The sequence below is a fragment of the Microbacterium sp. GXF7504 genome, assembly GCF_054798235.1.
In genome coordinates, this window is record NZ_JBSJZI010000002.1 from 150,680 (window position 1) to 175,932 (window position 25,253).

General features: G+C 71.1%; 19 protein-coding genes and 2 tRNA genes. 15 read left to right on the forward strand and 6 right to left on the reverse strand.

Annotated elements, in window-relative coordinates; translation table 11 throughout:
- Positions 1 to 62: 62 nt before the first annotated feature.
- A complete protein-coding gene (locus ACWAUO_RS04820; protein ID WP_460773535.1) occupies positions 63 to 2,198 on the forward strand; it encodes an acyltransferase family protein in 2,136 nt (711 codons plus the stop codon).
- Between the two features lie 10 nt (positions 2,199 to 2,208).
- Positions 2,209 to 2,745 carry a gamma carbonic anhydrase family protein gene (locus ACWAUO_RS04825; protein WP_460773537.1) on the forward strand — a complete coding sequence of 179 codons (537 nt, stop codon included), beginning with the start codon at positions 2,209 to 2,211 and terminating at the stop codon, positions 2,743 to 2,745.
- A 179-nt stretch (positions 2,746 to 2,924) separates the two neighbouring features.
- On the opposite strand, the gene ACWAUO_RS04830 is transcribed toward ACWAUO_RS04825, so the two are convergent.
- Positions 2,925 to 2,998: transfer RNA gene (locus ACWAUO_RS04830), tRNA-Gly, on the reverse strand.
- A 208-nt stretch (positions 2,999 to 3,206) separates the two neighbouring features.
- On the opposite strand from ACWAUO_RS04830, the gene ACWAUO_RS04835 reads away from it, so the two are divergent.
- Positions 3,207 to 3,280: transfer RNA gene (locus ACWAUO_RS04835), tRNA-Pro, on the forward strand.
- A gap of 30 nt (positions 3,281 to 3,310) precedes the next feature.
- Here ACWAUO_RS04835 and ACWAUO_RS04840 read toward each other — a convergent pair.
- On the reverse strand, positions 3,311 to 4,699 hold the full coding sequence (locus ACWAUO_RS04840) for a hypothetical protein (RefSeq protein ID WP_460773538.1): 1,389 nt from the start codon (positions 4,697 to 4,699) through the stop codon (positions 3,311 to 3,313).
- On the opposite strand from ACWAUO_RS04840, the gene ACWAUO_RS04845 reads away from it, so the two are divergent.
- The 7 genes from ACWAUO_RS04845 (at position 4,689) to ACWAUO_RS04875 (ending at position 11,689) form a co-directional block, all read left to right on the forward strand.
- Positions 4,689 to 5,141: a hypothetical protein gene (locus ACWAUO_RS04845; RefSeq protein WP_460773540.1), complete on the forward strand. Its 453-nt coding sequence runs from the start codon at positions 4,689 to 4,691 to the stop codon at positions 5,139 to 5,141. The two genes, ACWAUO_RS04840 and ACWAUO_RS04845, sit on opposite strands and share 11 nt — an antisense overlap.
- Before the next feature lie 430 nt (positions 5,142 to 5,571).
- Positions 5,572 to 7,077: a trigger factor gene (gene tig, locus ACWAUO_RS04850; protein WP_460773542.1), complete on the forward strand. Its 1,506-nt coding sequence runs from the start codon at positions 5,572 to 5,574 to the stop codon at positions 7,075 to 7,077.
- A gap of 157 nt (positions 7,078 to 7,234) precedes the next feature.
- A complete protein-coding gene (locus ACWAUO_RS04855) occupies positions 7,235 to 7,825 on the forward strand; it encodes an ATP-dependent Clp protease proteolytic subunit (RefSeq protein WP_460773543.1) in 591 nt (196 codons plus the stop codon).
- 26 nt (positions 7,826 to 7,851) lie between these two features.
- The gene (locus tag ACWAUO_RS04860) at positions 7,852 to 8,517 is read left to right on the forward strand and encodes an ATP-dependent Clp protease proteolytic subunit (RefSeq protein WP_460773545.1); all 666 of its coding nucleotides are present in this window, start codon (positions 7,852 to 7,854) and stop codon (positions 8,515 to 8,517) included.
- Between the two features lie 147 nt (positions 8,518 to 8,664).
- Positions 8,665 to 9,933 carry an ATP-dependent Clp protease ATP-binding subunit ClpX gene (gene clpX / locus ACWAUO_RS04865; protein WP_460773547.1) on the forward strand — a complete coding sequence of 423 codons (1,269 nt, stop codon included), beginning with the start codon at positions 8,665 to 8,667 and terminating at the stop codon, positions 9,931 to 9,933.
- A gap of 51 nt (positions 9,934 to 9,984) precedes the next feature.
- The gene (locus ACWAUO_RS04870; protein WP_460773549.1) at positions 9,985 to 11,094 is read left to right on the forward strand and encodes an epoxide hydrolase family protein; all 1,110 of its coding nucleotides are present in this window, start codon (positions 9,985 to 9,987) and stop codon (positions 11,092 to 11,094) included.
- Positions 11,095 to 11,128: 34 nt separating this feature from the next.
- Positions 11,129 to 11,689 carry a dihydrofolate reductase family protein gene (locus tag ACWAUO_RS04875; protein WP_460773551.1) on the forward strand — a complete coding sequence of 187 codons (561 nt, stop codon included), beginning with the start codon at positions 11,129 to 11,131 and terminating at the stop codon, positions 11,687 to 11,689.
- 4 nt (positions 11,690 to 11,693) lie between these two features.
- Here ACWAUO_RS04875 and ACWAUO_RS04880 read toward each other — a convergent pair whose 3' ends face one another.
- From ACWAUO_RS04880 to valS, 3 genes are all read right to left on the reverse strand, one after another.
- Positions 11,694 to 13,748: a M3 family metallopeptidase gene (locus tag ACWAUO_RS04880; RefSeq protein WP_460773553.1), complete on the reverse strand. Its 2,055-nt coding sequence runs from the start codon at positions 13,746 to 13,748 to the stop codon at positions 11,694 to 11,696.
- Between the two features lie 78 nt (positions 13,749 to 13,826).
- Entirely contained in the window at positions 13,827 to 14,078 is a 252-nt protein-coding gene (locus ACWAUO_RS04885) for a hypothetical protein (protein WP_460773556.1), read from the reverse strand.
- A 1-nt stretch (position 14,079) separates the two neighbouring features.
- Positions 14,080 to 16,650 carry a valine--tRNA ligase gene (gene valS / locus ACWAUO_RS04890; protein ID WP_460773557.1) on the reverse strand — a complete coding sequence of 857 codons (2,571 nt, stop codon included), beginning with the start codon at positions 16,648 to 16,650 and terminating at the stop codon, positions 14,080 to 14,082.
- 340 nt (positions 16,651 to 16,990) lie between these two features.
- Between valS and ACWAUO_RS04895 the strand changes: the two genes are divergently transcribed.
- The gene (locus ACWAUO_RS04895; protein WP_460773559.1) at positions 16,991 to 17,833 is read left to right on the forward strand and encodes an endonuclease domain-containing protein; all 843 of its coding nucleotides are present in this window, start codon (positions 16,991 to 16,993) and stop codon (positions 17,831 to 17,833) included.
- A gap of 235 nt (positions 17,834 to 18,068) precedes the next feature.
- On the opposite strand, the gene ACWAUO_RS04900 is transcribed toward ACWAUO_RS04895, so the two are convergent.
- The gene (locus tag ACWAUO_RS04900; RefSeq protein WP_460773560.1) at positions 18,069 to 19,409 is read right to left on the reverse strand and encodes an MFS transporter; all 1,341 of its coding nucleotides are present in this window, start codon (positions 19,407 to 19,409) and stop codon (positions 18,069 to 18,071) included.
- Positions 19,410 to 19,688: 279 nt separating this feature from the next.
- On the opposite strand from ACWAUO_RS04900, the gene ileS reads away from it, so the two are divergent.
- Genes ileS through ndk form a run of 4 tightly spaced genes read left to right on the forward strand, consistent with a single transcriptional unit; the run spans position 19,689 to position 25,240 of the window.
- On the forward strand, positions 19,689 to 23,057 hold the full coding sequence (gene ileS / locus ACWAUO_RS04905; RefSeq protein ID WP_460773562.1) for an isoleucine--tRNA ligase: 3,369 nt from the start codon (positions 19,689 to 19,691) through the stop codon (positions 23,055 to 23,057).
- Positions 23,054 to 24,406 carry a bifunctional folylpolyglutamate synthase/dihydrofolate synthase gene (locus ACWAUO_RS04910; protein WP_460773564.1) on the forward strand — a complete coding sequence of 451 codons (1,353 nt, stop codon included), beginning with the start codon at positions 23,054 to 23,056 and terminating at the stop codon, positions 24,404 to 24,406. The genes ileS and ACWAUO_RS04910 overlap by 4 nt, the downstream gene beginning before the upstream one ends.
- Positions 24,403 to 24,816, forward strand: coding sequence for a DUF4233 domain-containing protein (locus ACWAUO_RS04915; protein WP_460773565.1), 414 nt, complete (start codon positions 24,403 to 24,405; stop codon positions 24,814 to 24,816). The genes ACWAUO_RS04910 and ACWAUO_RS04915 overlap by 4 nt, the downstream gene beginning before the upstream one ends.
- 7 nt (positions 24,817 to 24,823) lie before the next feature.
- A complete protein-coding gene (gene ndk / locus ACWAUO_RS04920) occupies positions 24,824 to 25,240 on the forward strand; it encodes a nucleoside-diphosphate kinase (protein WP_460773567.1) in 417 nt (138 codons plus the stop codon).
- Positions 25,241 to 25,253 lie beyond the last annotated feature (13 nt).

A 25,253-nucleotide genomic window follows, 5' to 3' on the forward strand; every position in this document is an offset into this window, starting at 1 on the left:
CGCCGCGGGCCGCGCGCGCGTCGTGGGCGGGGGAGCGGATGCGGACGTACTAGCGTCGTGGGGTGACCGCGCCAGAACCCCGGACCCCGCAGGACCTCGACACCCCTGCCCGGACGGTGCGCCGCGAACCCGAGCGCCGTTCGCCCGAGCATGCGGAGCCGTCGCACTTCCTGCCGCACGTGCAGGGCCTGCGCGCCATCGCCGTCCTCCTGGTGGTGCTCTACCACTTCTGGCCCGGCCGTCTCCCCGGCGGCTACGTGGGCGTCGACGTCTTCTTCGTCATCTCCGGGTTCCTCATCACCGGGCACCTCATGCGGGAGCTCACCGCGACCGGCACCGTCCGCCTCGGCCAGTTCTGGGCCCGCCGCGCACGACGGCTGCTGCCCGCATCCCTGCTCGTGCTCCTGTTCTGCGCACTGGCCGTCTCGACGCCCTACCTCTTCCCGGTGTCGGGGCTGCAGCGCGAGATCAGCGAGATCTTCGCCTCGACGTTCTACGTGGAGAACTGGTACCTCGCGTTCTCGTCCGCCGACTACCTGAACCACGGCGGCGACCCCACGACGGTGCAGCACTACTGGTCGCTGTCGCTCGAGGAGCAGTTCTACGTCATGTGGCCGCTGCTCATGCTGCTCGCGGCATGGATCGGCGTGAAGCTGCTCCGCGGACGCAGTCGGACGGCGATCCTCGTCACGCTCGGCGTCGTCAGCGTCGCCTCGCTCGTCTTCTGCATCGTCTTCACCCTGCTGCAGCCTGCCCCCGCGTACTTCGTCACGTTCGGACGGATGTGGGAGTTCGGGCTCGGCGCCATGATCGCGCTCGTGCCGACACTGCGCGTCACGAACCCGTGGCTGAGCTTCGTGCTGGGCTGGGCGGGCGTGCTGGCGCTCGTGTACACGGCGTTCCGGTTCGACCAGAACACGCCCTTCCCCGGCTACACCGCGCTCCTCCCGGCGCTCGGCGCGGCCGCGATCATCGCCGCATCCGACTCCGGGCGCTGGTGGCAGCCCACGCGAGTGCTCGCCGTCCGGCCCGCCCGGTTCGTGGGCGACATCTCGTACTCGCTGTACCTGTGGCACTGGCCGCTCATCGTCATCGCCCCCTCCGTGCCGTTCTGGGGTCTCACGATCTACCACCGCGTCGCCCTGCTCGCGATCTGCTTCGTGCTGGCCTGGCTCACCAAGCGCTGGGTGGAGGACCCGATGCGCCGCTGGAAGGGCCTGACCGGCCGCCGCCCGCGGGTGACGCTGTGGTCGGCCCTCGCCGCCATGGTCGCCGTGGCGCTCGTCGCCGGCGCCGGCTGGGCGCTGAACGCCCCCGCCTACCGCGAGGGGGTGGCGAAGATCGCGGAACTGCGCGAGGACCCGCCGGCGTGCTTCGGTGCCGCATCCGTGCTCGAGGAGGCCTGCGCCGGCACCGACTTCGGCGACACGATCCTGCCCTCGCCGGGATTCGCGGGCGCCGACCGTCCCGAGGACGAGCGCTGCTTCGTGCAGCTCAACAACAGCACGCCTGTCTCGTGCGAGTTCGGATCCGACGACCCCGACGCGCCCGTCGTCGCGCTCGTCGGCGACAGCCACGCCTTCCAACTGCTGTCGACGTTCGAGCGGATGGCGCAGGACAACGGCTGGCGGCTCGTCACCTACTTCAAGGGCGCCTGCCCCTGGAACACGACGCCGCTGTCGACCGGCGGGGCGTTCGGCGCCGCGTGCGCCGACTGGCGCGAGGGCGTCATCGCGGCCCTCGACGAGACTCCGCCGGACGCCGTGTTCACCGCCGCCATCGCGACGACGCCGTACGCCTCGGCCGGGTACGACTCCTCGTATGACGCCGCCGTCGCCGGCTACCGCGACGCCTGGAGCGCGATGACCTCGATCGGCGTGCCGGTGATCACGGTCGTCGACAACCCCGTGTGGGAGACCGACCCGAACAAGTGCCTGCGCACGCGCGACATGGCCGACTGCACCGGGGCCCGCGCCGACGTGCTCGTCGCCGACGACCCGCTCCGCGAGGCTGCGACCGGCATGGCGGGCGTCACACTGCTTGATTTCACCGACGTGTTCTGCGACGACGACACCTGCTTCCCGGTCGTGGGGGGTGCGAACCTCTACCGCGACCAGGACCACCTGACGGTGACCTTCGTCGACACCCTGCGTCCGCAATACGAGGCAGCGATCGGGGAGGCGCTCGCACGCCGGTAACCTCGGTGGCATGACCGTCGCAGCCGACGCCTCCATCCTGTCCATCGGGGACGCCGTGCCCCGGATCGACGAGACCGCGTTCGTCGCGGCCGGTGCCCGCATCATCGGTGACGTGCACCTCGGCCCGCGCGCGAGCGTCTGGTACAACGCCGTCCTGCGCGCAGACGGCGACACCATCACGATCGGTGCCCGCAGCAACCTGCAGGACAGCGTGTCGGTGCACGTCGACCGTGGCTCGCCCGTCGTCATCGGCGAGGACGTGTCGGTCGGGCACAACGCCGTCGTCCACGGCTGCACGATCGGCGACGGTTCGCTCATCGGCATGGGCGCGGTCGTGCTGAACGGCGCCCGGATCGGCTCCGCCTGCCTCATCGCCGGGGGTGCCGTCGTGCTCGAGGGCGCCGAGATCCCGGACGGCTCGCTCGTCGCGGGCGTGCCCGCCAAGGTGCGCCGCGAGCTCACGGAGGAGGAGCGGGCCGGCCTCATCCGCAACGCCGCCGCCTACCTCGCCCACATCGACACCCACGCCGCCGCCGCGCCTGCCTGACCCGCCGCGGCCGTTCGCCTCTGCGGACCGCGAGACTGCATCTGCGCGCCGAGACTGCGGGGTGACCCCGCTGTCTCGGCGGCCCGATGCAGTCTCGCCGATCGAGGACGGGTCGGAGAGGGTCACGGTGATCGTGCCCGGATACGACGAAGGCCCGGTATGACCGGGCCTCGTGCGTGTGGAGGGGATGACGGGAATCGAACCCGCACCATCAGTTTGGAAGACTGAGGCTCTACCATTGAGCTACATCCCCGCGGCGACCGGGGTCGCTGCATCCGAGAGTCTATCGGACGCGGCGCCCACCCTCCGACCGCGAGACCACATCTTGCGCGCGAGACCACATCCAGTTGGATGTGGTCTCGCGCGTTTCATGTGGTCTCGGCGCCGGGGAAGCGGGTTTCCCGGCGGCGGGGGCCGGTCGGCTAGACTTCCCTGGGCTTTCAGCGCTCGCGCTGCCCGCCCGGGGCGTAGCTCAGCTTGGTAGAGCGCCCGCTTTGGGAGCGGGAGGCCGCAGGTTCAAATCCTGTCGCCCCGACACACACACGCCGCCGTCGACCGCACGGTCTCAGCACCCCGGCGGCGTGACCCCGTCGGCGGGCGGCACGCCCTGGATCTCGCCCCACGCGTACCCGCTCACGGCCTTGCCGTCGAGCGTGCCGGTGTAGCTGAACAGGCCTTCGTAGGCCGAACGCCCACCGCCGGTGGCCTCCTGCTCCTTCACCGTCGCGTGGTAGACGAGGTCGGCGGACGGACGCGTCGCGGACCCGGCGAGCTGCACGTGGTACCCGAGGTGGTACACGTAGCAGCTCGTGGGCGAGACCCACCGGCTGTCCGGGATCTCGGTCACGCTGATCGCGCCCTGCGGCCAGTTCGCCGTGGGCTGCAGGGTGCCGTTCGCCGACACCGCCGAGCCGGTGCCGCCGAGCATCGCGTAATACAGGTCGCCCACGTCGGGCTGCGACGTCTTCGCGACGAGCAGCCCCTGGCCGGTCTCCGGGAGCTGCGTGGTGAACTCGGTCCACTCGTACCCGTTCTTCACGATGTACTCCGCCGCCTCGTCGTACGTCTGCGTGAGGTTGTCGAGGATGAGCCGGCCCTCGGTGCCGCCGGCGACGTACACGCCGCCGAGGTCGACCTGCCACGACGACACCTCGAGGAGCGGCATCGTGTAGTACTGCGAGCCCTGCCCGGTCATCGGCGTGTCGGTCGCGGCGAGGTAGGCGCCGATGTCGCCGCCGAAGTCGTCCATGATGACGCTGCGCTGGTCCTGGGTCGGGATGCAGCCGGCGCTCGTCGCGGTGGGGCAGCCGTTCTTCTTCGTGTCGAGCGTGCGCCCGTCGAACATCCACAGCGGGAAGAAGCCGTTCGGGCCGTAGCCCCACTGGATGACGCCGGTGGTGTCCTCGGCGGTCACCGACAGGGTGACCGCGGCCTTCGTGCCGTCCGGCAACCACGTGTCCATGGTGGTGTCCAATCGGTACACCGCCCCCGGCTCGCCGATCACGCCGGAGACGACGCGCATGTCGATCGTCTGCGACACCCCGTTCGCCTCCTGCGGGCCGACCTGGATGCGCCACGGTTCGTACGCGATCGACACCGGCACGGTGAGCTCGGCGACGCCCACGATGGCGCCCAGGTTCGGGCCGTCCTTCTGGTCGAGCCGGTTGAAGATGAGGGCGCCCGTCTCCTCGGTCGGCTGCCAGGTCTGGCCGCCCCAGACGATCGTGTTGCCCTGCGACATGAGGGCGAGCGAGTTGACGTTGCCCGCCGTGTCGACGAGGTGCCCGAAGAACTCGAACGACTGCGAGTCGTACTGCGGCAGGCCGGTGGACAGATAGGCGCGGAACCCGGTGCAGTCCTCGCCCTGCGGCCGCGCGATCTTGGAGTACTCCGCGATCGACCCGAACGCCGCGGCCGCGATGCCGGGGTCGGTCGGCGACGTGATGCATCGCACCGGCGTCGGGCTCGGCGTCGGCGTCGGGTTCGGTGCGGGCGGGTTCGGCGCGGGGGTGGGAGTCGGCGTCGGCGCCGGGTTCGGCTTCGGTCGCGGGTTCGACGGCGTCGTGCCGCCCGCCTCCCCGCCGTCGGCGTCGGGAGCCGCATCCGCGGTCGCGGCGGGCGTCGGCGTCGGCGTCGCGGTGGGGCGGGTGGTCGACGTCGGGCTCGGGGACGCCGCCGGCGTCGACGCGCTGCCGGGCGCCGCGGCCGGGACGCCTCCCACGCAGGCGGTGAGCGCCAGCGCCGTCACCGCACCGAGGAGGAGGACGGGGAGGGAGCGGCGGGCGGGATGCTTCGCGGACGGTGTGCGCATGGAGGCCTTCGATGTGGTCGCGGGTCGGGGCCGGTCCCGTCACGCCGGACGGCACCGCGGCGGGGACCGGGGCGGAGCGGGGTGACGGCGACGGACACGACGGATCACGTCGCCCCACGTCGCGCGCGTCCGAACAAGTCGGTGCCTGTCCCCGCGCACCGCTCCTCGAGCGTCGTCGACACCCGGCGCGCGATCGGGTGGGCGCGATCCCGGGTGATCAGCAAACTAGCAGTCCCGGGTGCCGCGCCGTGCGCGAACGGCCCGGCCGCGCCGCAAATGTGCCCGGTGTGGCGGTGGGCGCCGATCCGATAGACTTGTTGCTCTGCCGTCGGCGCGTTCCCTTCCACGGAGGGATGCCTGGACTGATCCGGGCATTCCGGAGTCAGCCGGCGACGGCTCGGTGGGTGCGCGAAGCTGCAGGTTGAGAATCCTGCCGCCCGACGAACGCCCCTCCCCAAGACCCATGGCTTCAGCCACCGCGCGCGTTCGCGGGAAGTAAGAGGAGAACAACAGGCATGGTCACCAGCACCGTCGAGCAGCTGAGCCCCACCCGGGTCAAGCTCCACATCACGGTCACGCCGGAGGAGCTCAAGCCCTCCATCGCGCACGCCTACGAGCACATCGCGCAGGACGTCCAGGTCCCCGGCTTCCGCAAGGGCAAGGTGCCCGCGCCGATCATCGACTCGCGCGTCGGTCGCGGCGCCGTCATCGAGCACGCGATCAACGAGGGCCTCGACGGGTTCTACCGCGAGGCCGTCGCCGCCAACGAGGTGCGCGTGATCGGTCGTCCCGAGGCGGAGATCGTCGAGATCCCCGAACTCAAGGACTTCTCCGGCGACCTCAAGGTGACCGTCGAGGTCGACGTGCGCCCCGAGTTCGAGCTGCCCGCCCTCGACGGCATCACCGTCACCGTCGACGCCGTCGAGACCGACGACGCCGCGATCGACGCCGAGCTCGACAAGCTCCGCGCCCGCTTCGGCACGCTCATCACGGTCGACCGTCCGGCGGCCTCCGGCGACTTCGTCGAGCTCGACCTCGTCGCCGCGATCGACGGCACCGAGATCGACCGCGCCGAGGGCGTGTCCTACGAGGTCGGCTCCGGCGAGCTCCTCGAGGGCATCGACGAGGCCGTCGAGTCGCTCACCGCCGGTGAGGAGACCACCTTCCGCTCGAAGCTCGTCGGCGGCGACCACGCCGGCGAGGAAGCCGAGGTCTCCGTGACCGTCAAGGCCGTCAAGGAGCGCGAGCTGCCCGAGGCCGACGACGACTTCGCGCAGATGGCCAGCGAGTTCGACACCATCGCCGAGCTCCGCGAGTCGCTCGTCGAGCGCGTCGCCCAGCAGGCCGCGTTCGGGCAGGGCTCCGCCGCGCGCGACAAGCTCGTCGAGCAGCTCATCGAGCTCACCGACATCCCCGTCCCGGCCAAGCTCGTCGAGGACGAGGTGCACGCGCACCTCGAGGGCGAGGGCCGCCTGGACGACGACGTGCACCGCGCGGAGGTCACCGAGGCCAGCGAGAAGCAGTTCCGCACCCAGATGATCCTCGACAAGATCGCCGAGGACACCAAGGTGCAGGTCTCGCAGGACGAGCTCACCCAGTACCTCCTGCAGTCCGCCGCCCAGTACGGCATGGCGCCGCAGGACTTCGTCAACGCGCTGCAGCAGGGCAACCAGCTGCCCGCGCTCGTCGGTGAGGTCGGCCGCAACAAGGCCCTCGCGATCGCGCTCGGCAAGGTCAACGTCGTCGACAGCAACGGCAAGGCGGTCGACCTGACCGGCTTCGTCGCCGTCGAGGACGAGGAGGCCGCCGAGGAGGAGGTCGTCGAGGAGGCGCAGGAGATCGCCGACGCCGCCGCCGACGCCGAGGAGGCGCCGAAGAAGAAGGCGCCCGCAAAGAAGAAGGCGCCCGCCAAGAAGGCCGACGACGCCGAGGCCCCCGCCGAGAAGGCGGAGAAGAAGGCCCCGGCCAAGAAGCCGGCAGCCAAGAAGGCCCCGGCCAAGAAGGCCGACGCCGCCGAGTAAGGCGACACGGTTCCACACGACGGGCGGATGCTGCGGCATCCGCCCGTCGTCGTGTCCCGGCCCGTATACACCGTCGGGTATGCCGACGGCGAACACGGGCGAGGCGTTCGGGTCCCGCCGGTAGATTCGAAGCCACATCACCGAAACAGGAGTGAACATGGCTGAACCCCTTGTCGCGACGAGCGTCTTCGACAGGCTGCTGAGGGACCGCATCATCTGGCTCGGGTCCGAGGTGCGCGACGACAACGCCAACGAGATCTGCGCCAAGATCCTGCTGTTGGCGGCGGAGGACTCGGAAAAGGACATCTACCTCTACATCAACTCGCCCGGTGGCTCGATCACAGCAGGCATGGCGATCTACGACACCATGCAGTTCGTGCCCAACGACATCGTCACGGTCGGCATCGGCATGGCGGCCTCCATGGGTCAGCTCCTGCTCACCGCCGGCACCAAGGGGAAGCGCTACATCACCCCGAACGCGCGCGTGCTGCTCCACCAGCCCCACGGCGGCTTCGGCGGCACCGCGAGCGACATCCAGACGCAGGCGCAGCTCATCCTGTCGATGAAGCAGCGCCTCGCCGAGATCACCGCCGCGCAGACCGGCAAGTCGGTCGAGCAGATCAACGAGGACGGCGACCGCGACCGCTGGTTCACCGCCCAGGAGGCGCTCGAGTACGGCTTCGTCGACCACATCCGCGACTCCGCGTCCGACGTCGTCGGCGGCGGCGGCACCGGGAACAACAACTGAGGCATGCGCGAAAGGGAGAACCTCCGATGAACACCCCCACCTACGGTCTGCCTCAGGGCCTCCAGATGCCGTCGAGCCGCTACGTGCTCCCGCAGTTCGAGGAGCGCACGGCCTACGGCTTCAAGCGGCAGGACCCGTACAACAAGCTCTTCGAGGACCGCGTGATCTTCCTCGGCGTGCAGGTCGACGACGCGTCCGCCGACGACGTGATGGCGCAGCTGCTGGTCCTGGAGTCCCAGGACCCCGACCGCGACATCATCATGTACATCAACTCGCCGGGCGGCTCGTTCACGGCCATGACCGCGATCTACGACACCATGCAGTACGTGTCGCCGCAGATCCAGACGGTCGTGCTCGGCCAGGCCGCGTCCGCCGCGGCGGTGCTGCTCGCCGGCGGCGCCCCCGGCAAGCGCCTGGCGCTGCCGAACGCGCGCATCCTCATCCACCAGCCCGCGATGGGCGAGGCGGGTCACGGTCAGGCCTCCGACATCGAGATCCAGGCCGCGGAGATCATGCGCATGCGCACCTGGCTCGAGTCGACGCTCGCCAAGCACACCAACCGCACGGTGGAGGAGGTCAACCGCGACATCGACCGCGACAAGATCCTCTCCGCGGCGGAGGCGGTCGAGTACGGCCTGGTCGATCAGGTGCTCACCACCCGCAAGCGCGGCCAGGCGGCCATCGGCGCCTGACGGTCATGACCCGGATGCCCCGATCCTCGTGGACCGGGGCATCCGTGCGTCCTGCCGACATCGTGGGCGGCAATGCGCCATGTTGTCGGCGCCACCGGTTAGGCTCGACGACACGGGGGCGAAGGTCCGTGGGAAGAGAGGGGCGTCATGGCTCGCATCGGTGAGAGTGCCGACCTGTTCAAGTGTTCCTTCTGCGGCAAGAGCCAGAAGCAGGTGCAGCAGCTGATCGCCGGCCCCGGGGTGTACATCTGCGACGAGTGCGTCGAGCTGTGCAACGAGATCATCGAAGAGCGCATGGCCGAGCAGGGCAGCGGCGAGGTCGCCGAGTTCGACCTGCCGAAGCCGCGTGAGATCTTCGCCTTCCTCGAGGAGTACGTGGTCGGGCAGGAGCAGGCCAAGCGCGCCCTCTCCGTCGCCGTGTACAACCACTACAAGCGCGTCCGGGCGCAGTCCACGATCACCGCGGCCGAGCAGCGCGCCGACGAGATCGAGATCGCCAAGAGCAACATCCTCATGCTCGGTCCGACCGGATGCGGCAAGACCTATCTCGCGCAGACGCTCGCGAAGCGCCTGAACGTCCCGTTCGCGGTCGCGGACGCCACCGCCCTCACGGAGGCCGGCTACGTCGGCGAGGACGTCGAGAACATCCTGCTGAAGCTCCTGCAGGCCGCGGACTTCGACACGAAGCGCGCCGAGACCGGCATCATCTACATCGACGAGGTCGACAAGATCGCGCGGAAGGCCGAGAACCCGTCGATCACCCGAGACGTCTCCGGTGAGGGCGTGCAGCAGGCGCTGCTGAAGATCCTCGAGGGCACGGTCGCGTCCGTGCCGCCGCAGGGCGGGCGCAAGCATCCGCACCAGGAGTTCATCCAGATCGACACGACGAACGTGCTGTTCATCGTCGCGGGCGCCTTCGCCGGACTCGAGGACATCATCTCCTCCCGCGTCGGCAAGCACGGCGTGGGCTTCGGTGCCCCGCTGCAGCGCAAGGACGAGGCGCCCGACCTGTTCGCCGAGGTGCTGCCCGAAGACCTCCACAAGTTCGGGCTCATCCCCGAGTTCATCGGCCGTCTCCCGGTGGTGGCCTCCGTGTCGCCGCTCGACCAGGAGGCGCTCATGGAGATCCTCACCGCGCCGAAGAACGCGCTGGTCAAGCAGTACCAGCGCATGTTCGAGCTGGACGGCGTGGAGCTCGACTTCGAGGACGACGCGCTGCGTGCGATCGCCGATCTCGCGGTGGAGCGGAAGACCGGTGCCCGAGGCCTGCGGGCCATCCTCGAGGACGTCCTCGGCCCGATCATGTTCGACATCCCCTCGAACGCCGACGTCGCGAAGGTCGTCGTCACCCGCGCGGCCGTCGAGGAGGGCGCCGAGCCGACCCTCGTGCTCGCGCAGAAGCGCAAGAGCGCCTGACCGACCGCGACGGGGGTCCCGCTCCGGTGCCGCCCGGTCTACGGTGGCGCCATGACCGCCGTCTCGCCGTTCCGCATCGCCGTCCCCGATGACACGCTGGCCGATCTCGGCGCACGGCTGCGCGCCACCCGGTTCCTCGCCGATTCGCCGCACCGGCCGCCGACGGGCATGCCCGTCGACTACCTCCGCGACCTCGTGGCCTCATGGCTGGCGCTCGACTGGCGCGCCCGGGAGACGTGGCTGAACGACCACCCGCAGTTCCTCGCCGACATCGACGGCGCCTCGATCCATTTCGCCCATCTGCGGTCGGCCCGCGAGGACGCACCGGCCCTCCTGGTGATGCACGGGTGGCCGCACACGTTCGCGCTGCAGCTGGCCCTCGCCGATCGGCTGCCCGACATGCACGTGGTGGTCCCGAGTTTGCCGGGCTTCGGCTTCTCCGGTGTGTACGCCGGGCCGATGACGGAGACGCGCCTGGCCGCCACGTTCCACCGGTTGATGACCGAGGTGCTCGGGTACGACCGGTACCTCACCTACGGCGAGGACGTCACCGCGAACGTGAGCGATCTCATCGCCGCGTCGTATCCGGCAGCCGTCCGAGGGATCTTCGTGACGCACGCCCACTTCGGCACGGCCGAGGAGCGGGCGGAGGCGCCCGAGCCGGAGGTGCGCGCCTGGTTCGCACGGCTCGCGGCGAAGCACGAGCCGGACGGTGCCTACGGCCACGTGCAGGCCACGCGACCCGACACGCTCGCCGCGGCACTGAACGATTCGCCCGCGGGCCTGCTGGCGTGGCTGGCGGAGAAGCTCGTGGAATGGTCGGACACCCCGGTGGGGGAGCCGCGTGCGGTCGAGCGGCGGATCTCGCGCGAGCGCATCCTCACCGAGGCGATGATCTACTGGGTGACCCAGAGCATCGGCACCTCGTTCCGTCCGTACTACGAGGGCGCCGATCAGCCGGGCCGCATCCCGCCCGTGGAGGTGCCCGCGGTGGTCCGCATCCAACGCCACGAGCACGACTACCCGGAGGCGCACGCCCGGCGGTTCTATCGCGATCTGCGGTCGTTCGATCGCCTCGCGGAGGGCGGACACTTCACCGCGGCGGAGGTCCCCGACCTGCTGGCGGACGAGCTCCGGCGGTTCGCGGCCGTGCTGCCGTGAACCCGGTGTCGGACGGGGCGGGTACGGTGCGGGCATGGGACGCATCATCTTCGACACCGCCACGACCCTGAACGGCTGGATCGCCGACGAGACGCACTCGCTGCAGTGGCTCTTCGACGTGCCCGACGACGGCACCGCGAAGGACCTCGTGCCGGACGCCGCCGTGCTGGTGGAGGGCTCGTCGACGTACGAGTGGCTCCTGCGCGAGACCGACCTGCTGGCGCACCCGGAGCGCTGGCAGGAGTTCCACGGCGACCGGCCGACGTTCGTCTTCACCACGCGGGCGCTCCCGGTGCCGCAGGGCGCGGACATCCGGTTCGTGTCGGGCTCCGTCGCCGACGCGCTGCCCGCCATCCGGGATGCTGCCGGTGACGGTCTCGTGTGGGTCGTCGGCGGCGGGGATCTCGCCGGGCAGTTCCTCGACGTCGACGCGCTCGACGAGATCGCGGTGTCGATCGCGCCGGTGACGCTCGCCGGCGGCGCGCCGCTCCTGCCCCGCCGCATCGAGTCCGCCCGGTTGCGGCTCGTCGAGGCGCGCGCCGCGGGGCAGTTCGCGCGGCTGCGTTACGAGGTCGTGCGTCCGGTCACGGGGTGACAGGTCACCCCGTGAGACCGCGGCGGGCGAGCAGCGGGGCGATGTCCGCATCCCGGCCCCGGAAGTCGCGGTACGCCGCGAGCGGATCCTTCGAGCCGCCGACCCCGAGGAGCCGCTGCCGGAACCGTTCCCCGTTCTGGCGGGTGAGCCCGCCGTGCGCACGGAACCACTCCACGGTGTCGGCGTCGAGCACCTCGCTCCAGATGTACGAGTAGTAGCCCGCGCTGTATCCGCCGGAGAACACGTGCGCGAAGTACGACGAGGCGTACCGGGGCGGCACGGCGGGATCGTCGAGGCCGATGTCGGCGAGGGCCGCCGCCTCGAACGCTTCGACGTCGTCGACCGCCGCGGCGGCGTCGGCGTCGAGGGAGTGCCAGGCGAAGTCGAGCCAGGATGCGGCCAGGTATTCGCTGGTGGCGAAGCCCTGGTCGAACGTCTCAGTGTCGCGGAGGCGGTCGACGACGGCCTGCGGCAGCGGTTCGCCGGTGTCGATGTGGCGGGCGTAGTTGGCGAGCACCTCCGGCCAGAGGATCCACATCTCGTTCACCTGGCTCGGGAACTCGACGAAGTCCCGTCGCACGGCGGTGCCGGCGAAGCTGGGGTACGTCACGGTCGCGAACAGGCCGTGCAGGGCGTGCCCGAACTCGTGGAAGAGGGTCGTGACCTCGTCCAGGGTGAGCAGGGTGGGCAGCCCCGGTGCGGGCTTGGACACGTTGAGGTTGTTCACCACGACCGGCTTCGTGCCGAGGAGCGCGGACTGGGCGACGAGGGAGTTCATCCATGCGCCGCCGCGCTTGGTGTCCCGCGTGTACAGGTCGAGGACGTACAGGCCGAGCGGCGTGCCGTCCTCCTCGGACACCTCGAACACGCGCGCATCCGGGTGGTACGCGGGCAGGTCGGGGCGCTCGGTGAAGCGGATGCCGTAGAGCCGCTCCGCCGCGAAGAACACGCCGTCTCGCAGCACCCGCTCGGCCTCGAACCACGGTCGCAGCGCCGAACGGTCGATGTCGTATCGCTCTGCGCGCTCCTGCTCGGTGAGGAACCGCCAGTCGTGCGCGGCGACCTCGAACGGCGCGTCGGCGGCATCCGCCCGGCCCTGGAGCGCCGCCTTCTCGCGTGCCGCGTTCGTCGCGGCCGCGGGCGCCAGCCGGCGGAGCAGGTCGCGGACGGCCGCCGCCGACCCCGCGGTCTGGTCGGCGGTGACGAAGTCGGCGTGGCTGTCGAAGCCGAGGATGCGCGCCCGCTCCGCCCGCAGTCGCACGATCTCGCGGATGGTGTCGCGGGTGTCGTTCGCGTCGCCGCGCCGTCCGCGACTGCGGGACGCCGTCATGATCCGGTCCCGGACATCGCGGTCGGTGAGCGCGGCGAGCCAGGGGTGCCCGGTGAACAGGGGGAGCGTGATGAGCCACGCGTCCGCCATGCCCCGGTCGGCGGCGGCCCGGGCGGCCGCGGAGACCTCACCGTCGCCGAGGCCCGCCAGCTCGGCCGGGTCGGTGATGACGACCGCCAGGTCGTTCGTGTCGGCGAGCAGAAGCTGCTCGAACCGGGTGGTGAGCTCGGACAGCCGCGTGTTGAGCTCCGAGAGGCGCCGCTTCGCGTTGGCGTCGAGGCCGGCCCCGGCGCGTGACATCACGGTGAAGCGTCGCTCCACGAGGTACCGCTGCTCCGCGGTGAGCGGCAGGTCGTCCAGTCGCTCGTGCAGCATCCGGACGCGCGCGAACAGCGCCGCATCCAGCGTGATGGCGTCGGCGTGCGCGCTCAGCCGCGGCGCGAGCTCCTCCTCGATCCGCTGGATCTCCGGGGTGGCGTCGGCGGAGGCGACCGTGAAGAACGTGCGGCTCACACGGTCGAGCAGCGCACCGGAGGCCTCGAGCGCGACCATCGTGTTCTCGAACGTCGGCATCGACCGCACCCGCGTGATCGCCGCGACCTCGCCGCGGTGCGCCGCGAAGGCCGCCTCGAACGCCGGCAGGTAGTGCTCCGGGCGGATCGCGGGGTACGGCGGGAGTCCGTACGGCAGGGGGGATGCGGTCAGGAGCGGGTTCTCGGCGTCCGTCATCCGTTCAGGCTAACCGCCCGACGACGACGCCCCCGCAGGCGCAGGGCCGCGGGGGCGTCGGACGGGACGTCGGTCGGTTCAGGCGAACTCGTCGTCCTCGTCGTGGCGGACGACGACCTGGCCGTCCCGGTCGATAGTGACGATGACCCCGGTGTCGAGCTCGGCGATCGGGCGCCCCTCGAGCCAGGTGAGCGTCCAGCGGGGGACCGGCTGCGCGGCCCACTGCGCCTCCGGGATCAGCCGTTCGACGGCTGCGATCTGGTCGCGGAGGGCGGCGGGCACGGCGGCCGGCGGCTCCGTGCGGGCGTCCCAGCGGGTTCCGAGCTGCATGTCAGGCCTCCTGCGGTGCCAGTTCGATCTCGGTCACGGTGATGGACTCGGCCTCGGCGATCCGGAGCTCCTGGATGCGGCCGACGGCCTTCAGGTCGCCCTCGGCGAGCCGCAGCGCATCCGCCGCGTCCGCCGGTGCGGCGAGCACGAGGCGGGCGACGGGGGTCTTCTGCGAGACCTTCGCCTCGGTCTTCGCGCGCCGGACGATGATGAGCGCCTCGCCGACCGTGCTGAGCACCGACGGGTCGCCGTCGATGCCGAGGGGCTCCGGCCAGGCGGCGGTGTGCACCGAGCCGTCCTGGAACCACGACCAGGCCTCCTCCGCGGCGAACGCGAGCACCGGGGCGAACAGACGGATGAGGGTCTCCAGCGCCATGCGCAGCGCGAGCGCCGCGGACGCCTGGCCCACGTCGGTCTGGTCGTACGCGCGCTCCTTGACGAGCTCGAGGTAGTCGTCGCAGAACGTCCAGAAGAACGACTCGGTGAGCTCCAGCGCGCGGGCGTGGTCGTACGACTCGAACGCCTTCGTCGCATCCCGGACCACCTGGTCGAGGGTGGCGAGCATCGACGCGTCCAGCGCGTGCGTGATCTCGGCGCCCTCGGGCACCGGGAACGAGAGCACGAACTTCGCCGCGTTCAGCAGCTTGATCGCGAGGCGGCGGCCGATCTTGATCTGCGTCGGGTTCTGCGGGTCGAAGGCCGCGTCCGTGCCGAGGCGGCTGGAGGCCGCCCAGTAGCGGACCGCATCCGAGCCGTGCTGGTCGAGGATCGCCGCCGGGGTGACGACGTTGCCCTTCGACTTCGACATCTTCTTGCGGTCGGGGTCGACGATGAAGCCGGAGATCGCGGCGTTCGTCCACGGTGCGCGGTCGTCCTCCAGGGCGCTGCGCAGCATGGTCGAGAAGAGCCAGGTGCGGATGATGTCCTGCCCCTGCGGGCGCAGGTCGAACGGCGCCACGAGGTTCCAGAGCTCCTCGTCGCGCTGCCAGCCGCCGGCCAGCTGCGGGGTGAGGGAGGAGGTCGCCCAGGTGTCGAAGATGTCCTTCTCCGCCTCGAACCCGCCGGGCACGCCGCGCTGGTCCTCGGTGTACCCCGGGGGCACGTCGCTCGTCGGGTCGACCGGCAGCTGCGCGGCGTCCGGTGTGAGCACCCGGTCGTAGTCGCGCTCGCCGTGCTCGTCGAGCGCGTACCAGACCGGGATCGGCACGCCGAAGAAGCGCTGACGGCTGACGAGCCAGTCGCCGGTGAGGCCGTTCGTCCAGTTCTCGTACCGCACCCGCATGAAGTCGGGGTGCCAGTCCAGGCCCTGGCCGAGCGAGATGAGCTTGTCGCGGAGCTCGGCGTCGCGGGCGCCGTTGCGGATGTACCACTGGCGGGTGGAGACGATCTCCAGCGGCCGGTCGCCCTTCTCGAAGAACTTCACCGGGTGGGTGAAGGGCTTGGAGACCTCGTCGAGCTCGCCCGACTCCTGGAGCAGCTCCACCATGCGCTTCTTGGCGCTGAAGACCGTCTTGCCCGCGATCTCCGCGTAGGCCGCCTTGGCCGCATCCGTGACCAGCACGTCGGGGGCCTCGGCCACGATGCGGCCGTCCTTGCCGATGATGGTGCGGTTGGGCAGGTCGAGCTCGCGCCACCAGATGATGTCGGTCACGTCGCCGAACGTGCAGATCATGGCGATGCCCGACCCCTTGTCGGGCTGGGCGAGCGGGTGGGGGAGCACCGGCACCTCGACACCGAACAGCGGCGTCGTCACGGTCGAGCCGAACAGGGGCTGGTAACGCTCGTCATCCGGGTGCGCCACGAGGGCGACACAGGCCGCGAGCAGCTCGGGGCGGGTGGTCTGGATGTGCACGTCGCCGGAGCCGTCGGTCTTGTGGAACGCCAGGCGGTGGTACGAGGCCTGCTGCTCGCGGTCCTCGAGCTCGGCCTGCGCGATCGCGGAGCGGAAGTCCACGTCCCAGAGGGTGGGCGCGAGCGCCTGGTAGGCCTCGCCGCGCTCGAGGTTGCGCAGGAAGGCGAGCTGGCTGGTGCGGATCGTGTCGTCCGAGATGGTGCGGTAGGTCTGCGTCCAGTCGACCGAGAGGCCGAGCTTGCGGAAGAGGTCCTCGAACTGCTTCTCGTCCTCGACGGTCAGCTTCTCGCACAGCTCGATGAAGTTGCGGCGGCTGATCGGCACCTGGTCGGCGGCACGGCTCGACTTGTTGTCGCCGCCCTCGAACGGGGGCGTGAAGTCGGGGTCGTAGGGCAGCGACGGGTCGCAGCGCACGCCGTAGTAGTTCTGCACGCGGCGCTCGGTCGGCAGGCCGTTGTCGTCCCAGCCCATCGGGTAGAACACGGTCTTGCCCCGCATCCGCTCGAAGCGGGCCTTGAGGTCGGTGTGGGTGAACGAGAAGACGTGCCCGATGTGCAGCGACCCGGATGCGGTCGGCGGGGGCGTGTCGATCGAGTACACGCCGGCGCGGCCCGAGGCCTTCGCGGCGTCACGCGCGAACAGGTACGTGCCCTGCTCGGCCCATGCGGTGTCCCACTTCGCTTCGAGACCCTCGAGGGCGGGCTTGTCGGGTACGGCCATGCGGATCTCCTTGCGATATGTGCGGCACCGTGTGTACGTGCCTGAGTGTGGGATGCGGTGACGAGTCTACCGCCGCGTCCGTCGCGCGCCGGCGGGTGCACGGACGGCACCGGATCCGGAGCGGTGACGGGATTCGGAGCGGTGACGGGTTTCGGAGCCGTGACGGGATTCGGGCATCTCACGGGATTCGGGGCGGATGCGGCGGAAGCATCCGAATCCGGTGGTTCTCCCGATTCCGGTGACCGGGCATCGTTCCTCCCCAACCCGGGCCGGGTGGGCGGGACGCGCTGCGACGGTGGATGCCGGTGGGCGAGCGTCACCGCTCGGGCACGCTGCCGTCATGGTGGACACGGATGCGGCGGCGGTGCTGGCGGCGGTGGGCGCGGCGGGCGGTGTGGCGCGTGGGACCGAGATCGTGGCGCAGGGGCATCGGCATCGGACGATCGCCGCGCTCGTCTCGGCGGGACTCCTGCTGCGGGTGCGGCGCGTGTGGCTCGCGCTCCCGGGGGCGGACCCGCTCGCGCTCGCCGCGGCGCGGGAGGGAGTGGTGGTCTCGTGCGTGACCCAGGCCCGCCGGCTCGGCCTGTGGGTGCTCGACGACGGGCCGCCGCACGTCGCGGCCGATCCGCACGGCGCGTCGGTGACGGCGCCCGGCGCCGTCGTGCACTGGGCGCGTCCGCTGCTGCCGCGCCCGCGTTCGATGCTGTTCGACACGGTCGAGAACGCGCTCGCCCTGCTCGTCGGGTGCCGAGCGGAGGAGGAGGCCCGCGCGGCCGTCGAGTCGGCGCTGAACCGGGGGTTGGTCGAGCGGGAGGAACTGCTGCGGATGGCGCTGTCCGCACGGATGCGGCGCTTCGTGGAAGAGGCCGAGCCCTGGGCCGACTCCGGGCTCGAGACGATCGTGCGCACCCGCCTGCGGTGGCTCGGGCTGCCGATCGTGTCGCAGGCGTGGATCCTGGGGCACCGCGTCGACTTCCTCATCGGTGAGCGGCTGGTGCTCCAGATCGACGGAGGGCATCACGTGGGGCCGCAGCGCGACGCGGACAACGCCCACGACGCGCTGCTCATGCTCCACGGGTACCACGTGATCGGGGTCGGCTACCGGCAGGTCGTCGAGGGGTGGCCGCAGGTGCAGGACCGCATCATGCGGGCCGTCGCCCAGGGGCTCCACCGCGCCCGGTGAGCACCCCGACGGATCCGTGTCCTCACCCGTGCCCCGCCGCATCCGCGTCCGGTGCGTCACCGGATTCGGGCCGTCACCGGATTCGGGCATCTCGCGGGATTCGGAGCGGATGCGGCGGATGCATCCGAATCCGGTGGATACGCCGAATCCCGTGACGACGAGGTCACGGGATTCGGTGACGACGAGGTCACGGGATTCGGAAGGAGGGAGACGAGGAGAGCGCGGGAGACGCGGGTCAGGCGTCGACGGCGATGCGCTCCTCGGGGAGGACGGACGACTCGGGCTCCTGCGGCATGCGCGCCGCGGCGACCGAGGCGACGAGGGTGATCGCCGACAGCAGCGCCAGCACGATGCCGGGGTGCCACCACGCCTGGTCGGTCGCAGCTCCCAGCGCGCCGGTCGCGAGGGGGATGAACCCGCTGATCGTCGCGGCGATGGCGTAGGCGAAGGACAGTGCCGAGTAGCGGAAGCGGTCCGGGAACAGGTCGTTCATGAGCCCGCCGAGCGCCGCCCACGACATGGTCGGCAGGATGCCGCCGATCACCATCATCCCGACGAGCACGCCGAAGTTCGCCGACTGCAGCAGCAGGTACATCGGGAACGCGATGACGAGCGTGCCGAGCGCGCCCCACGCGACGACCTTCGCCGACCCGATCCGCGCCGCCCATGTGCCGAACAGCGGGATGGTCACGAGCTGCAGCAGTGCACCGATCGTCGCGGCGGTGAGCAGGTCCATGTACGGGAACCCGAGTTGCGCCGCGCCGTAGTTCATGGTGTACGTGTTCATCAGCGAGTAGGAGCCGATGCCGAGCAGGGCCGCGCCGACGGCGATCACGAGGGCCCCGGGACGCTGCCGGAACATCGTCAGGACCGGGATGCGGTCGCGCCGCTGCTCGGCGACGAGACCGGTGAAAACGGGCGTCTCGTCGATCGAGATGCGCAGGTACAGCGAGACCAGCAGCAGCGGGAGCGCGAGGAGGAACGGGATGCGCCACCCCCACTCGGCCATCTGCTCGGGCGGCAGCAGCTGCACGAGCACGATGAACGCGGCGGCCGAGAGGATCGAGCCGACGGGGGAGCCCAGCTGCGGGATCGCGGCGTAGAACGCCCGCTTCACCCGGCCGGAGTGCTCGGTCGCGAGGAGGATCGAGCCGCCCCACTCGCCGCCGAGCGAGATGCCCTGGGCGACGCGGAGGACGACGAGGAGCACGGCGCCCAGCCAACCGAGCTGCGCGTAGGTGGGCAGCACGCCGATGAGGCCGGTGGCGACGCCCATGATGCCGACCGTCCACAGGAGCGTCGCGCGGCGGCCGAGCCGGTCGCCCATGTAGCCGAACAGGAGCGCGCCGATCGGGCGCACGACGAACGCCACGGCGATGGTCGTGAACGAGGCGAGGGTGCCGCCGACCTGTCCGAGGGGCTCGAAGAACAGCGGGCCGACGAAGAACGCCGAGAAGTAGGCGAAGACGTAGAAGTCGAACGACTCGAGCGAGGTGCCGACCATCGAGGCCCATGCCACGCGGCGGGCGGGACGGGATGCTGCGGGTGCGATCGGTGCGGGGGTGGAGGTGGTCACGAGCATCCATCTTGGCACGAGTCCAGAAAGGCGGCGCCGGTGTGACGGCACCGCGACGACACACGGGCGCGCGGCGGGTAGAATCGTCGGACCAGCATCGATCCGGCCATCACCGGGGAGCTCTCGGAAGAACGGCGCAAGCCAAGTAGAACCGAGCGGGGCAGGCCCGTCACAGCCGCAGGACGAGGGGTCCGTGCATCCGTGTACGGGCAAGCAGGGTGGTACCGCGGTCCGCGAGGATCGTCCCGGCGTGACGACACGACATCCTGTGAGGCGACGATGACCTACCCCCGCCAGTCCGCGTTCGGCCCCGCCGCCGACCTCGTGCCGAGCCCGCGGTTCCCCGCGATCGAGGAGTCGGTGCTCGACTTCTGGGCGCGCGACGACACCTTCCGCGCCTCGATCGAACAGCGCGAGGGCGCGCCGGAGTGGGTCTTCTACGACGGCCCGCCGTTCGCCAACGGCCTGCCCCACTACGGGCACCTGCTCACCGGGTACGCGAAGGACCTTTTCCCGCGCTTCCAGACCATGCGCGGCAACAAGGTCGACCGCGTCTTCGGCTGGGATACCCACGGCCTGCCCGCCGAGCTCGAGGCGATGAAGCAGCTCGGCATCACCGAGAAGGACGAGATCGAGCGGATGGGCGTCGCGACCTTCAACGCGAAGGCCCGCGAGTCCGTGCTCGAGTACACGCGCGAGTGGCAGGACTACGTCACCCGCCAGGCGCGCTGGGTCGACTTCGAGCGCGGCTACAAGACGCTCGACGTCACCTACATGGAGTCCGTGCTGTGGGCGTTCAAGACCCTCTTCGACAAGGGCCTGGCCTACGAGGGCTACCGGGTGCTGCCGTACTGCTGGCGTGACGAGACGCCGTTGTCCAGCCACGAGCTGCGCATGGACGACGACGTGTACAAGATGCGGCAGGACCCGTCGGTCACCGTCACCTTCCCGCTCGTCGGCGCGAAGGCCGAGGCGCTCGGTCTCACCGGCGTCCGTGCCCTCGCCTGGACCACGACCCCGTGGACCCTACCGACGAACCTCGCGCTCGCCGTGGGCCCCGGCATCCGCTACGTCGTGGTGCCCGCGGGCCCCGACGGGGCCGCCGACGTGCACCACACGCCGCAGGGCGTCGCCGACGACGTCGTCGAGTCGAGCGCGCACCGGTACCTCCTCGCCGCCGACCTCCTCGGCAACTACGCCAAGGACCTCGGCTACGCCTCCGCGGAGGATGCGGCCGCCGCCGTGCAGCAGGAGCTCACCGGCGCCGAGCTCGGCGGCGTCGCCTACGACCGGCTGTTCGACTACTACGCCGACGCCGACGTGTGGGGCACCCAGGACGCCTGGCACATCCTCGTGGACGACTACGTCACCACCACCGACGGCACCGGCATCGTCCACCAGGCGCCCGCCTACGGTGAGGACGACAAGCGGCTCGCGGATGCGGCGGGGCTCCCCACGATCGTGAGCCTCGACGACGGCGGCCGGTTCCTCCCCGCCGTGTCCGACGTCGCCGGCGAGCTGTGGATGGACGCGAACACGCCGCTCATCCGCCTCATCCGCCAGAGCGGGCGACTGCTGCGTCTGCAGAGCTACGAGCACTCGTACCCGCACTGCTGGCGGTGCCGGAACCCCCTCATCTACAAGGCCGTGTCGAGCTGGTTCGTCCGGGTCACGGACTTCAAGGACCGGATGAGCGAGCTCAACGAGCAGATCACCTGGGCCCCCGACAACGTCAAGCACGGCCAGTTCGGCAAATGGGTCGAGGGTGCGCGCGACTGGTCGATCAGCCGCAACCGGTACTGGGGCTCGCCCATCCCGGTGTGGAAGAGCGACAACCCCGCCTTCCCGCGCGTGGACGTGTACGGCTCGCTCGAGGAGATCGAGCGCGACTTCGGGCGCCTGCCGCGCGACCCGGAGGGCAACGTCGACCTCCACCGCCCGTACATCGACGACCTCACCCGCCCGAACCCCGACGACCCGTCGGGCGCGTCCACCATGCGCCGCATCGAGGACGTGTTCGACGTGTGGTTCGACTCCGGGTCGATGCCGTACGCGCAGGTGCACTACCCGTTCGAGAACCGCGAATGGTTCGACGAGCACTCGCCCGCGGACTTCATCGTCGAGTACATCGGGCAGACCCGCGGCTGGTTCTACGTCATGCACGCCCTGTCGACCGCGCTGTTCGACCGCCCCGCCTTCACCGGCGTCTCCTGCCACGGCATCGTGCTGGGCTCGGACGGCCAGAAGATGTCGAAGTCGCTGCGCAACTACCCGGACGTCAGCGAGGTGTTCCACCGCGACGGGTCCGACGCGATGCGCTGGTTCCTCATGTCGAGCTCGGTGCTGCGCGGCGGCAACCTCGTCGTGACCGAGGAGGGCATCCGCGCGGGCGTCCGCGAGTTCCTGCTGCCGGTGTGGAACGCGTGGTACTTCTTCGCGACCTACGCGAACGCCTCCGGCGACGGCTACGAGGCGCGCTGGCGCACCGACTCCACCGACGTGCTCGACCGGTACATCCTCGCCCTTACCGGCGACCTCGTCCGCGAGGTGGCGACCGACCTCGAGGCGCTCGACTCGACCACGGCCGCCGCGCGCCTGCGCGATTTCGCCGAGGTGCTGACGAACTGGTACATCCGCCGCTCGCGCGACCGGTTCTGGGTGGGCGTCACCGACGACCCGCGCTCGACCGAGGCGTTCGACACGCTGTACACGGTGCTCGAGACGCTCACCCGTGTCGCGGCACCCCTCATCCCGCTCGTCGCCGAACAGATCTGGCAGGGGCTGACCGGCGGCCGGAGCGTGCACCTGGCGGACTGGCCGGATGCCGCCGCGTTCGCCGACGCCGCGGACATCCGCGCCGCGATGGACGCCGTCCGAGAGGTGTCGTCGGTCGCGAACGCACTGCGCAAGAAGGAGGGGCGCCGCGTGCGCCTGCCGCTGCCGCAGCTGTCGGTCGTCGTGCCGGACGCCGCGTCGCTCGCGCAGTTCGAGGACATCCTCCGCGACGAGCTGAACGTGAAGGCGGTGCAGCTGACCGAACTCGGCGAGCACACCGCATCCGAGTACGGCATCACCCACCGCCTCACGGTGAACGCGCGTGCCGCGGGGCCGCGGCTCGGCAAGCAGGTGCAGCAGGCCATCCAGGCCGCCCGCGCCGGCGACTGGCACGAGGTCGACGGCACGGTCGTCGCCGGCGGCATCCCGCTTGAGGACGGCGAGTACGAGCTCGTCCTGGAGACCACCGGCCGACCCGAGGGCGAGGCGCTCGCGGTGCTGCAGGGCGGCGGCTTCGTGCTGCTGGACACCACCACGACGCCGGAGCTGGAGGCCGAGGGGCTCGCACGCGACGTCATCCGCGCCATCCAGGACACCCGCAAGGGCGCAGGCTTCGAGGTGAGCGACCGCATCGCGCTCTCGCTCTCGTTCGAGGACGCCCAGGACGCGGCCGCGGTGCGCGACGCGTTCGAGGTCGCCGCGGTCGCGGGGGAGACCCTCGCGCTCAGCGCCACCGTCAACGGCGCCGTGCTCACCGGCAGCACCTTCGACGCGGCCTCCGCGGCCGCGCACGAGGCCGTCTTCGCCGCGGGGACCTTCGCGAACCGCGGAGCCTTCACCGTCGGGGTCACCAGGATCGAGGTCACCGCATGACCGGCACCGAACGCGCCGACGCCGTCTACGCCGAACTGCTCACCCGCCAGGGCGAGCAGTGGGTCCAGCCGCGGGTGGAACGCACCCGCCGCGTGCTGGAGCTGCTCGGCGACCCGCAGCACAACTACCGCGTCGTGCACATCACCGGCACCAACGGCAAGACCTCGACCGCACGCATGATCGAGAGCCTGGTGCGCGCCCACGGGTTGCGCACGGGCCTGTTCACGAGCCCGCACCTGGAGCGCTTCACCGAGCGGATCATGATCGACGGCGCCCCGATCGCCGACGACGCGGTCGCGGACGCCTGGGACGAGATCTCCCCGTTCGTCGACCTCGTCGACGCCGAACTGCAGGCGGCGGGCGACGCGCCGCTGACCTTCTTCGAGCTGCTCACCGTGCTGGCGTTCGCGGCGTTCTCCGACGCCCCCGTCGACGTCGCGGTGATCGAGGTGGGCATGGGCGGCAGCTGGGACTCCACGAACGCCGCGGACGGCGACGTGGCGGTCATCGCGCCCATCGGTCTCGACCACGCCGACCGGCTCGGGGACACCGTCGCGGAGATCGCCGGCGTGAAGTCCGGCATCATCAAGCCGAACGCGGCCGTCGTCTCGGCGGCCCAGGAGCCCGCGGCCGCCGCGGTCATCGCCAAGGCCGCCGAGCGCGCCGGGGCGACCCTCGCGTTCGAGGGGCGGGAGTTCGGCGTCGACGCGCAGCGCCTCGCCGTCGGCGGGCAGATGCTCGACCTCCGCGGGATCGGCGGCGCGTACCCGGAGCAGTACCTGCCGCAGTACGGCGCGCACCAGGGACGCAACGCCGCCCTCGCGCTCGCGGCCGTCGAGTCGCTCCTCGGCCGCCCGGGCGAGCCGCTCGCGGCCGACACGGTCGCGGAGGGCTTCGCCACCGCATCCTCCCCGGGACGCCTGCAGCTCGTCGGCACCGACCCCACCGTGCTCGTCGACGCCGCGCACAACCCGCACGGCGCGAAGGCGCTCGTGGCGGCGCTGGGCGAATCGTTCGACTTCGACGAGTGGGGGATCGTGTTCGGCGTGCTCGGCGACAAGGACGCCGAGGGCATCCTCGCCGAACTCCTGCCGGTCGCGAGCGCGTTCTTCGTCACCGCCCCGGCCTCCGAGCGCGCCCTGGACGCCGACCGCGTCGCAGACCTCGTCGAGGCGGCGGGGATGCCCGCCACCGTGCACCCCGACCTCGCGGATGCGGCGGACGCCGCCCGCGAGTGGGCCGCCGCATCCGATCGCCGCGCGGTGGTCGTGGTCGGCTCGGTCGTGCTGGCCGGTGAGGCCATCACGCTCGCCGCGGCAGAGGACTGGAAGGCCGGGTGGGGCGCATGAGCCGTCGGGAGCAGCAGGCGCCGCGGCAGCGACGCCGTCGCGGCGCGCAGGAGTCGCTGGGGCAGGTCATCCTCGTCTTCGAGTCGATCATCGTCTTCCTCGCCGGGCTCGTCGTGTTCGGCCTGAAGGCGCTCCCGGGCGACGTCCCCCCGTGGTGGGGCATCGTGCTGGGCTCGACGATGGCCGTCCTCATGCTCGCGACGAGCGGCACGCTGCGCTGGCGGTGGGGGCTCGTCACCGGCTGGGTGCTGCAGGTCGTGCTCCTCGCCGGCGCGTTCCTCGTGCCCACCATCGCGGTCGTCGCCCTCATTTTCGGCGGCATGTGGGCGTATGCGACGATCAAGGGGGCGCAGCTCGACCGACGCAACGCCCGCCTTGCGGCAGAACACGCCGACGCGAACGGAGACTGATCGAATCATGGCCACCGAAGAAACCCTCGTCCTCGTCAAGCCCGACGGCGTCGCCCGCGGACTCACCGGCGCGATCCTCGCGCGGATCGAGGCGAAGGGCTACGCGCTCGTCGACATCCGTCTGGTCGAGCCCGACCGCGCCCGCCTCGAGCGCCACTACGCCGAGCACGCCGGCAAGCCGTTCTACGAGCCGCTGCTCGAGTTCATGATGTCCGGACCGTCGGTCGCGATCCGTCTCGCCGGCAACCGCGTCATCGAGGGCTTCCGCTCGCTCGCCGGCACGACCGACCCGACCACCGCCGCCCCCGGGACCATCCGCGGCGACTTCGGCCGCGACTGGGGACTGAAGGTGCAGCAGAACCTCGTGCACGGCAGCGACAGCCCCGAGTCCGCCGCGCGCGAGCTCGCGATCTGGTTCGCCTGAGCCGCCCGCGTCG

Bases quoted from the DNA above. Each gene is read 5' to 3' on its own strand.
- ACWAUO_RS04825 (WP_460773537.1), top strand. From the start codon at position 2,209: ATGACCGTCGCAGCCGACGCCTCCATCCTGTCCATCGGGGACGCCGTG.
- valS (WP_460773557.1), bottom strand. From the start codon at position 16,650: ATGGCCGTACCCGACAAGCCCGCCCTCGAGGGTCTCGAAGCGAAGTGG.
- ACWAUO_RS04855 (WP_460773543.1), top strand. From the start codon at position 7,235: ATGGCTGAACCCCTTGTCGCGACGAGCGTCTTCGACAGGCTGCTGAGG.
- ACWAUO_RS04915 (WP_460773565.1), top strand. From the start codon at position 24,403: ATGAGCCGTCGGGAGCAGCAGGCGCCGCGGCAGCGACGCCGTCGCGGC.
- ileS (WP_460773562.1), top strand. From the start codon at position 19,689: ATGACCTACCCCCGCCAGTCCGCGTTCGGCCCCGCCGCCGACCTCGTG.
- ACWAUO_RS04845 (WP_460773540.1), top strand. From the start codon at position 4,689: ATGCATCGCACCGGCGTCGGGCTCGGCGTCGGCGTCGGGTTCGGTGCG.
- ACWAUO_RS04895 (WP_460773559.1), top strand. From the start codon at position 16,991: ATGGTGGACACGGATGCGGCGGCGGTGCTGGCGGCGGTGGGCGCGGCG.
- ACWAUO_RS04885 (WP_460773556.1), bottom strand. From the start codon at position 14,078: ATGCAGCTCGGAACCCGCTGGGACGCCCGCACGGAGCCGCCGGCCGCC.
- ACWAUO_RS04875 (WP_460773551.1), top strand. From the start codon at position 11,129: ATGGGACGCATCATCTTCGACACCGCCACGACCCTGAACGGCTGGATC.
- tig (WP_460773542.1), top strand. From the start codon at position 5,572: ATGGTCACCAGCACCGTCGAGCAGCTGAGCCCCACCCGGGTCAAGCTC.
- ACWAUO_RS04880 (WP_460773553.1), bottom strand. From the start codon at position 13,748: ATGACGGACGCCGAGAACCCGCTCCTGACCGCATCCCCCCTGCCGTAC.
- ACWAUO_RS04910 (WP_460773564.1), top strand. From the start codon at position 23,054: ATGACCGGCACCGAACGCGCCGACGCCGTCTACGCCGAACTGCTCACC.
- ACWAUO_RS04860 (WP_460773545.1), top strand. From the start codon at position 7,852: ATGAACACCCCCACCTACGGTCTGCCTCAGGGCCTCCAGATGCCGTCG.
- ndk (WP_460773567.1), top strand. From the start codon at position 24,824: ATGGCCACCGAAGAAACCCTCGTCCTCGTCAAGCCCGACGGCGTCGCC.
- ACWAUO_RS04870 (WP_460773549.1), top strand. From the start codon at position 9,985: ATGACCGCCGTCTCGCCGTTCCGCATCGCCGTCCCCGATGACACGCTG.
- clpX (WP_460773547.1), top strand. From the start codon at position 8,665: ATGGCTCGCATCGGTGAGAGTGCCGACCTGTTCAAGTGTTCCTTCTGC.